The organism is Candidatus Edwardsbacteria bacterium (assembly GCA_018821925.1).
Taxonomy (GTDB): domain Bacteria; phylum Edwardsbacteria; class AC1; order AC1; family EtOH8; genus UBA2226.
Genome location: JAHJLF010000068.1, coordinates 20,995 through 27,474, shown reverse-complemented (window position 1 = coordinate 27,474; position 6,480 = coordinate 20,995). Strand labels below are relative to the sequence as shown.

The following is a 6,480-nucleotide window of genomic DNA, read 5'->3' as shown; positions in this document are numbered from 1 at the left end:
TATTCTTTTATTGGTGATGGACCATATCAAGGATGGGGTGGTGTAAGTGTAGTTGATGAATATAATTCTCATATACATGATATGGTGTGGGTAGGTTATTATGCAGAGTGGTCACCATGCGGTAAATACATTGCTGTTTCAACGCCCAATGTTGTTGGTATAATAAATTGGAATGAATTTGTAAAAAAATACAGGATAGAATAAAATCTACCGAGGCCATAGCCTGCAATTCCTTCTTGCATTTTATCTTCACTTTGCCCATTCTCTCCAACTGCCCGGGCTGCTGATCTCCCCCAGCCATCTGTGCCTGGCCCTGACCCGGGAATATTTCAAGGCTAATTGGGGCCAGGTCTACCGCTACCTGCTGCCGGCCTCGAGCGGTATAGTTCTATTGGGATTCCTGTTGTATTATTTGTGGCGATAAATAATACAAAGTTTTCGGCGGAATAAATTCCAACACCCAGACAGAAACATTTGACTGGAAATTAGTAAGCATTCCTGATAATATTCTGCCAACTGGAACCGGTGCGGTTAAAATAACAATACAGAGATTGCAGGGCACCGGCACGGTATGGGTGGACGATGTGCGCTGCGAGGAGGGGGTCAGCCGCAAGGAGGACAAGAGCTATTACTATCACTGCGACTACCCTTCGACAATGCTCAGGGCAAGCCTTGGCTCTCCGCGGGTGATGACCGACCAATTGGGCAATGTAATCTGGCGGCAGGATTATTACGCCTTCGGCGGAGATTATGCCTCGACCTCGCTCGGCAACCTTCACAAATTTACCGGGCATGTAAAGGACGATGCCACCGGGCAGTATTATGCCAAGGCCCGATACTTTACTACGCAGTTGGGCCGGTGGAGCCAGCCGGAGCCGCTGTTGAGAAGTGTGCCGGGAAAGAGTTTTTTAGAAAAATAAAACTTAAGGCTTGACAGTTTCCTTTTTTTAATGTATAATGGGACTAAATTAGTCATATATAAAAACAATTATGCTGATCACTAAAAGAAACGAATATGCCCTGCAGGCCATGATCATTCTGGCCCGGCAGGAAAAAGGGCGGCCCCTGGCGGCCTCGGCCCTGGCCAAGCAGCTAAAGACCACCCCGGCCTTCATGTCCAAGATCGCCCAGCAACTGGCCAAATCCGGCCTATTGACTACCAAGCGAGGGAAAGCCGGCGGGCTTTTTTTGGGCAGGCCGGCAAGCAGAATACTGGTCAAGGACATCTTCGCGGCGGTGGACGGTGCCCTGTCGGTCAGCGTCTGCATGAACCAGGGGCGTTGCAATCATCATGTCTGCCCGATATATCCTGCTCTTACGAAATTGCAGAAGGATCTGGATGATAAATTGAACTTGGCTAAACTTTCAACCTTTATTTGATCCCTAAGGAAGTAAAAAACATGAAACGCAAGATTGTCCAGATAGATCAGGATAAGTGTAACGGATGCGGTCAATGCATCCCCAACTGCGTGGAGGGGGCATTGAAGATCGTGGACGGCAAGGCCAAGCTGGTCAGCGACAGATACTGCGACGGGCTGGGAGCCTGCTTGGGACATTGCCCGCAGGGGGCCATCAAGGTTGTTGAACGTGAGGCCGAGGGGTTTAATGTAAGGGCAATTCATGAATTGCCCCAACAGGGCTGCCCCGGCTCGCAGGTACGACAGCAAAAGTCTGCTCCGGCAACTTCAAACGCTGTAACCGTAAACTCTCAACTGGCCCATTGGCCCATCCAGCTGCATTTGGTTCCGGTTAACGCCCCGTTCCTCAATGAAGCCAACTTGCTGATAGCCGCTTCTTGCGTGCCCTTCTCCTACGGAGATTTTCATGAGGTGATGCTGGCCGGGAGGTCGCTTATAATTGCCTGCCCAAAATTAGACAAGACCGAGCCATATCTGGAAAAGCTGACCGAGATATTCATGCAGAACGACATCAGATCCGTCACCGTGGCGATAATGGAGGTGCCCTGCTGTCAGGGTTTGCTGCGTTTGGTTCAGCAGACTCTAAAGGCTTCGGGCAAAAAGATGCCCATCACCGTAGAGACCGTTTCGGTAAAGGGTGAGAGACTGTGATCGACCTTACCACATTGAACAAGCTGACCTACGGACTGTATATTGTTACCTCGCTGGGAAAAGGTCGCTGTAACGGTTTTACGGCCGATGCGGTGTTCCAGGTGGGGGCCAATCCGCCATCGGTCGGCGTTTGCATCAAGAAAGACAACCTGACCCACGATTTCATCCTCCGGAGCGGATATTTTGCCGTATCCATCCTGGCAGACACGGCTCCGGCGGAACTGATCCGCCACTGGGGGCTTAAGTCGGGCCATCAAGAGGATAAATGCGTCAATACGGAATACAAAACCGGCATCACCGGCTGCCATCTCATCACCAGGGAAACGGTGGGCGCCATTGAGTGCCGAGTCATAAATTCATTTGACGCCGGCAGCCACACTATCTTCCTGGGGGAAGTGGTGTCGGCAGAGAAATTTTCCGAAAGAGAGCCCTTGACATACGACCAGTACCGGAAGAACATCAAACCGTCAACAAAACAAACACAAAGCAAGGGGGATGTCATGAAAAAATACCGCTGCGTGGTCTGCGACTACATCTATGACCCGGTCTTGGGCGATCCCGATTCCGGCATTGCCCCCGGCACGCCGTTTGAGCAGATACCGGACGATTGGGTCTGCCCGGTATGCCAGGTGGATAAAAGTAACTTTGAACCGGTGGATTAAACCTGCCGCGTAGACATTAGATGCGAAAAGCGTTAATCGTTAAACGTTACTTGTTAAGCGTATTTGTGCCTCTGGGTCTTAGTGGCACTAAAAGGAGGATTATGAAAGGTTGTCCCAAGTGCACCGCTAAAAAAGCGGCTCAGCAGGCTCTGCTGGCCAAGCCGGCGATGCTGAGAAAAATGATCGGATACCAGAAAGGCTCGGTGGTCAGCCAGGAGCTGGTGGCCAAGAAGACAGGCACCGTCACCTTGTTCGCTTTCGACCTGGGACAGGGTTTGAGCCCTCATTCCGCTCCCTACGATGCTTTGATTCAGGTGGTGGAGGGTAGTGCCGAGATCACCATCGGCGGGAAAAAGCACAGAGTTAACAATGGTGAGATAATTTTAATGCCGGCTAATATCCCCCATGCCGTCAAAGCTCCCAAGCGCTTTAAAATGGTGCTGGTAATGATAAAGTTAAAATAAAAAATAAAAGGAGGGACCCAATGTCAATGTTCTGTCATCAATGCCAGGAGACCGCCGGGAACAAGGGTTGTGCCGGTTCCAAGGGCGTCTGCGGCAAGCCCGACCAGGTGGCGGTGCTGCAGGATCTTCTGATCCATACACTGAAAGGTATTTCATATTTCAATGTCAAGGCAAAGGAGATTGCTCAGTGCGACCCCAAGGCCTCGGAGTTCGTTATGGAACAGCTTTTTGCCACCATCACCAACGTCAACTTTGATCCCGAATATTTCGTCAAACAGATAGATCGGGCCAAAGAGATACGCGACGGACTTAAAAAGACAGTCGCACCTGCTTCAACGGAAAAGCTTCCCGATGCCGCCGCCTGGACAGGCAAGAGCGATCTGAACGAGTATATCCTCAAGGGCTCGGAGGTGGGGATCCTGGCTACGGCCAACGAGGATGTCCGTTCCCTGCGTTCGCTCATATTGTTCGGGCTTAAGGGCATGGCGGCCTATGCCCATCATGCCTATGTGCTGGACGCAAGAGAAGATGATATTCTGCTTTTCATGCAGCAGGCCCTGGCCGCCACGCTGGACGACGGCCTTTCGGCCGACGAGCTGACCGGGCTGGTGCTAAAGTGCGGCGAATACGGGGTCAAGGCCATGGCTTTGCTGGATAAGGCCAATACCGAAAAGTACGGCCACCCGGAGATCACTAGTGTCAAACTGGACGTGGGCAAGAATCCTGGTATCCTCATAAGCGGGCATGATTTGAGGGACCTGGAAGAACTTTTGGAGCAGACCAAGGGCAAGGGCGTGGACGTTTACACCCACGGCGAGATGCTGCCGGCCAATGCCTATCCGGCCTTTAAAAAATACACAAACTTTCACGGAAACTACGGCGGCTCATGGTGGCACCAAAATGAGGAATTCGAGAAGTTCAACGGCCCGGTGCTGATGACCACCAACTGCCTGGTCCCGCCAAAGGACGGCTACAAGGACCGGGTCTTCACCACCGGAGTGGTGGGGTTCCCCGGGGTCAAGCACATAGCCGACCGGGAGCCGGGCAAACAGAAGGATTTTTCGGCCGTCATCGCCATGGCCCAGAAGTCAAAAGCCCCGGAGAAGCTGGAGGACGGGCAATTGACGGTGGGCTTTGCCCATAACCAAGTGCTGGCTTTGGCGCCCAAGGTGATCGAGGCCGTCAAGAGCGGGGCTATCAAGCGGTTTGTGGTGATGGCCGGGTGCGACGGGCGGCACAAATCCCGGGAATATTTTACCGATATTGCCAAGGCCCTGCCCCAGGATGCGGTGATCCTGACCGCCGGCTGTGCCAAGTATCGCTACAACAAGCTGGGTTTGGGGGACATCGGCGGCATCCCGCGGGTGCTGGATGCCGGACAGTGCAACGACAGCTACTCGCTGGTCTTAATCGCCCTGGCCCTGAAAGATGCCTTCGGGTTAAAGGATATAAACGAACTGCCGGTAAGCTATGACATTGCCTGGTACGAGCAGAAGGCGGTGCTGGTATTGCTGGCCCTGCTGCATTTGGGAGTAAAAAATATTCACCTGGGGCCGACCCTGCCGGCCTTTGTGTCGCCCAATGTTCTGAAAGTGCTGGTGGAGAAGTTCAATGTTCAGCCCACGGCCGGGGTGGAGGAGGACGTGAATATGATGATGGCAGGGAAGTAGACCTAACCCCTACCCCTTCCCCATGAGGGAAGGGGTGTGTGATAAGAAGGAAGATGAAAAAGCCGTGGCACTAAGCCCCGGCTTTTCTTTTTCCCTTTAGTTTCTTCGGCCAACGATGGTCAGTTCCCAAAAAAAAAGACCATAAAACAATGAAAAGGGGGTACTGGTTTTATACAATATTTTCTTCAATAAAAAATGACGGTTGATATTTAGTGCTTATCAGAGACTTTAAATTTTATGTTTAGCAACCGGGTGTTTTTTCTTTGACGCCGGAGTGATTTATGATAGAATAAAGGCATGGAGTTGAACTATAGTGAACAATACCGGGGCCGGGTCAGGATATTATGGCTGTCATCGCCAGACGACTTTCATCAGACCTTTCATCCCCACCAATTGCTGCAACGCAAGGCCGAGGTGCTGGACATCATAGGCGACTGGAACCAGGCCGAAGCCATACATAGGTACAGCCTGGAACTGGCCGAGGTCCAAAAGGACGAGCGGCTTCAGGCCGAGGGGCAGGTATTACTGGCCGGCGTGCTGTTCAAGAAGGGCCGATACAGCGAAACCTATGACTTGCTGGGGAAAGCACTGAAATACTACGAACGGGTGGATGACCAGCAAGCAGTCGGCCGGATACTGGCCGAGATCGGCAACGTTCACCGGGCCCAGGGCGATTACGATCGGGCCATGGAGTTCTACCAGCGGCACTTGAAAATTGCCGAGGCCCTGGAAGACAACTATGCCATCAGCCAGACCGTAGGCAACATGGGGAACATCTACCGGGTACGGGGCCAACACGCCCAAGCTTTGGCATATACTCTAAAATTCCTCCAAAACGCCCAGGAGCTGGGGGACAAGCGGAACCTGGGTGTGGCTTACGGCGTGCTGGGAAACATCTATCGTCATCAGGGTTTGCTGGATAAAGCCATGGAGGTCTACCGCCGTCAGTTGGTTATCATGACCGAATTGGGCGACATCAGATCCAGAACCTATGCCCTGGGCAACGTAGGTCGGATCTATTTACTCCAGTACAATTATCCGATGGCCAGGGAATACTACAGCCGGCATCTGGCGCTGGCCGAAGAGCTGGGGGACAAGCGCAGCATAAGTTTTGCGGAGGGTTCGCTGGGCGGCTTGTATAAGGCGCTGCTGGCGTTTCCCAAGGCGCTGAATCATTACCAGCGGGCAATAGACTTGTGCCGGGAGCTGAAACTGAGACCTGAGCTGGCCGAGAACCTCAACCAAATGGTTGAATTGTTCCTGTTACAGGGGAAGGCCGGGCAAGCCAAACAGTTGAACGCCGAGGCGCTGGAGGTGGCGGCCGAGATCGGGAAGCAGGAAATCAAATTCGCCAGCCGTCTGCTGCAGGCCCGTATTGCCGCCCAGAGCGACAGGACTGCGGCAGAGGGCATGATGCGCGCTTTGGTGGACGACAGGCTGAATCATAGTCAAACAGCCGAGGTTTGCTACCAGCTATTCAAGCTGACCGGAGACTTTGACGACAAACGAAAAGCACGGGTGGCCTATCAATCGGCGTACAATGCGGCTCCAGATCTGGCCGTCAGGTTGCGGCTGGAGGAACTGACCGAGATGGAATGATGGGCGGTTGTCTCAG

The 6,480-nt window shown here is 52.8% G+C and carries 9 protein-coding genes; all 9 read left to right on the top strand.

Annotated features, from left to right (window positions below):
• The coding region (locus KJ869_08250; GenBank protein MBU1577183.1) for a hypothetical protein at window positions 1-204 on the top strand (204 nt) is incomplete at its 5' end.
• A gap of 1 nt (window position 205) precedes the next feature.
• Complete coding sequence (locus tag KJ869_08245) at window positions 206-424, top strand: DUF401 family protein (protein ID MBU1577182.1); 219 nt, start codon at window positions 206-208, stop codon at window positions 422-424.
• 127 nt (window positions 425-551) lie between these two features.
• Window positions 552-920: a hypothetical protein gene (locus KJ869_08240; GenBank protein MBU1577181.1), complete on the top strand. Its 369-nt coding sequence runs from the start codon at window positions 552-554 to the stop codon at window positions 918-920.
• 70 nt (window positions 921-990) lie between these two features.
• Window positions 991-1,380, top strand: coding sequence for an Rrf2 family transcriptional regulator (locus KJ869_08235; GenBank protein MBU1577180.1), 390 nt, complete (start codon window positions 991-993; stop codon window positions 1,378-1,380).
• A gap of 20 nt (window positions 1,381-1,400) precedes the next feature.
• Window positions 1,401-2,069, top strand: coding sequence for a 4Fe-4S binding protein (locus KJ869_08230; GenBank protein ID MBU1577179.1), 669 nt, complete (start codon window positions 1,401-1,403; stop codon window positions 2,067-2,069).
• A complete protein-coding gene (locus KJ869_08225; protein ID MBU1577178.1) occupies window positions 2,066-2,731 on the top strand; it encodes a flavin reductase in 666 nt (221 codons plus the stop codon). The genes KJ869_08230 and KJ869_08225 overlap by 4 nt, the downstream gene beginning before the upstream one ends.
• 101 nt (window positions 2,732-2,832) lie before the next feature.
• A complete protein-coding gene (locus tag KJ869_08220; GenBank protein ID MBU1577177.1) occupies window positions 2,833-3,195 on the top strand; it encodes a cupin domain-containing protein in 363 nt (120 codons plus the stop codon).
• 20 nt (window positions 3,196-3,215) lie between these two features.
• The gene (gene hcp / locus KJ869_08215) at window positions 3,216-4,865 is read left to right on the top strand and encodes a hydroxylamine reductase (GenBank protein ID MBU1577176.1); all 1,650 of its coding nucleotides are present in this window, start codon (window positions 3,216-3,218) and stop codon (window positions 4,863-4,865) included.
• Between the two features lie 297 nt (window positions 4,866-5,162).
• Window positions 5,163-6,464, top strand: coding sequence for a tetratricopeptide repeat protein (locus tag KJ869_08210; protein MBU1577175.1), 1,302 nt, complete (start codon window positions 5,163-5,165; stop codon window positions 6,462-6,464).
• The last annotated feature ends 16 nt before the right edge of the window (window positions 6,465-6,480 follow it).

What these genes read in the sequence shown, in the direction of transcription:
- KJ869_08220 (MBU1577177.1), top strand. Translation starts at nt 2,833, where the DNA reads ATGAAAGGTTGTCCCAAGTGCACCGCTAAAAAAGCGGCTCAGCAGGCT.
- hcp (MBU1577176.1), top strand. Translation starts at nt 3,216, where the DNA reads ATGTCAATGTTCTGTCATCAATGCCAGGAGACCGCCGGGAACAAGGGT.
- KJ869_08210 (MBU1577175.1), top strand. Translation starts at nt 5,163, where the DNA reads ATGGAGTTGAACTATAGTGAACAATACCGGGGCCGGGTCAGGATATTA.
- KJ869_08235 (MBU1577180.1), top strand. Translation starts at nt 991, where the DNA reads ATGCTGATCACTAAAAGAAACGAATATGCCCTGCAGGCCATGATCATT.
- KJ869_08230 (MBU1577179.1), top strand. Translation starts at nt 1,401, where the DNA reads ATGAAACGCAAGATTGTCCAGATAGATCAGGATAAGTGTAACGGATGC.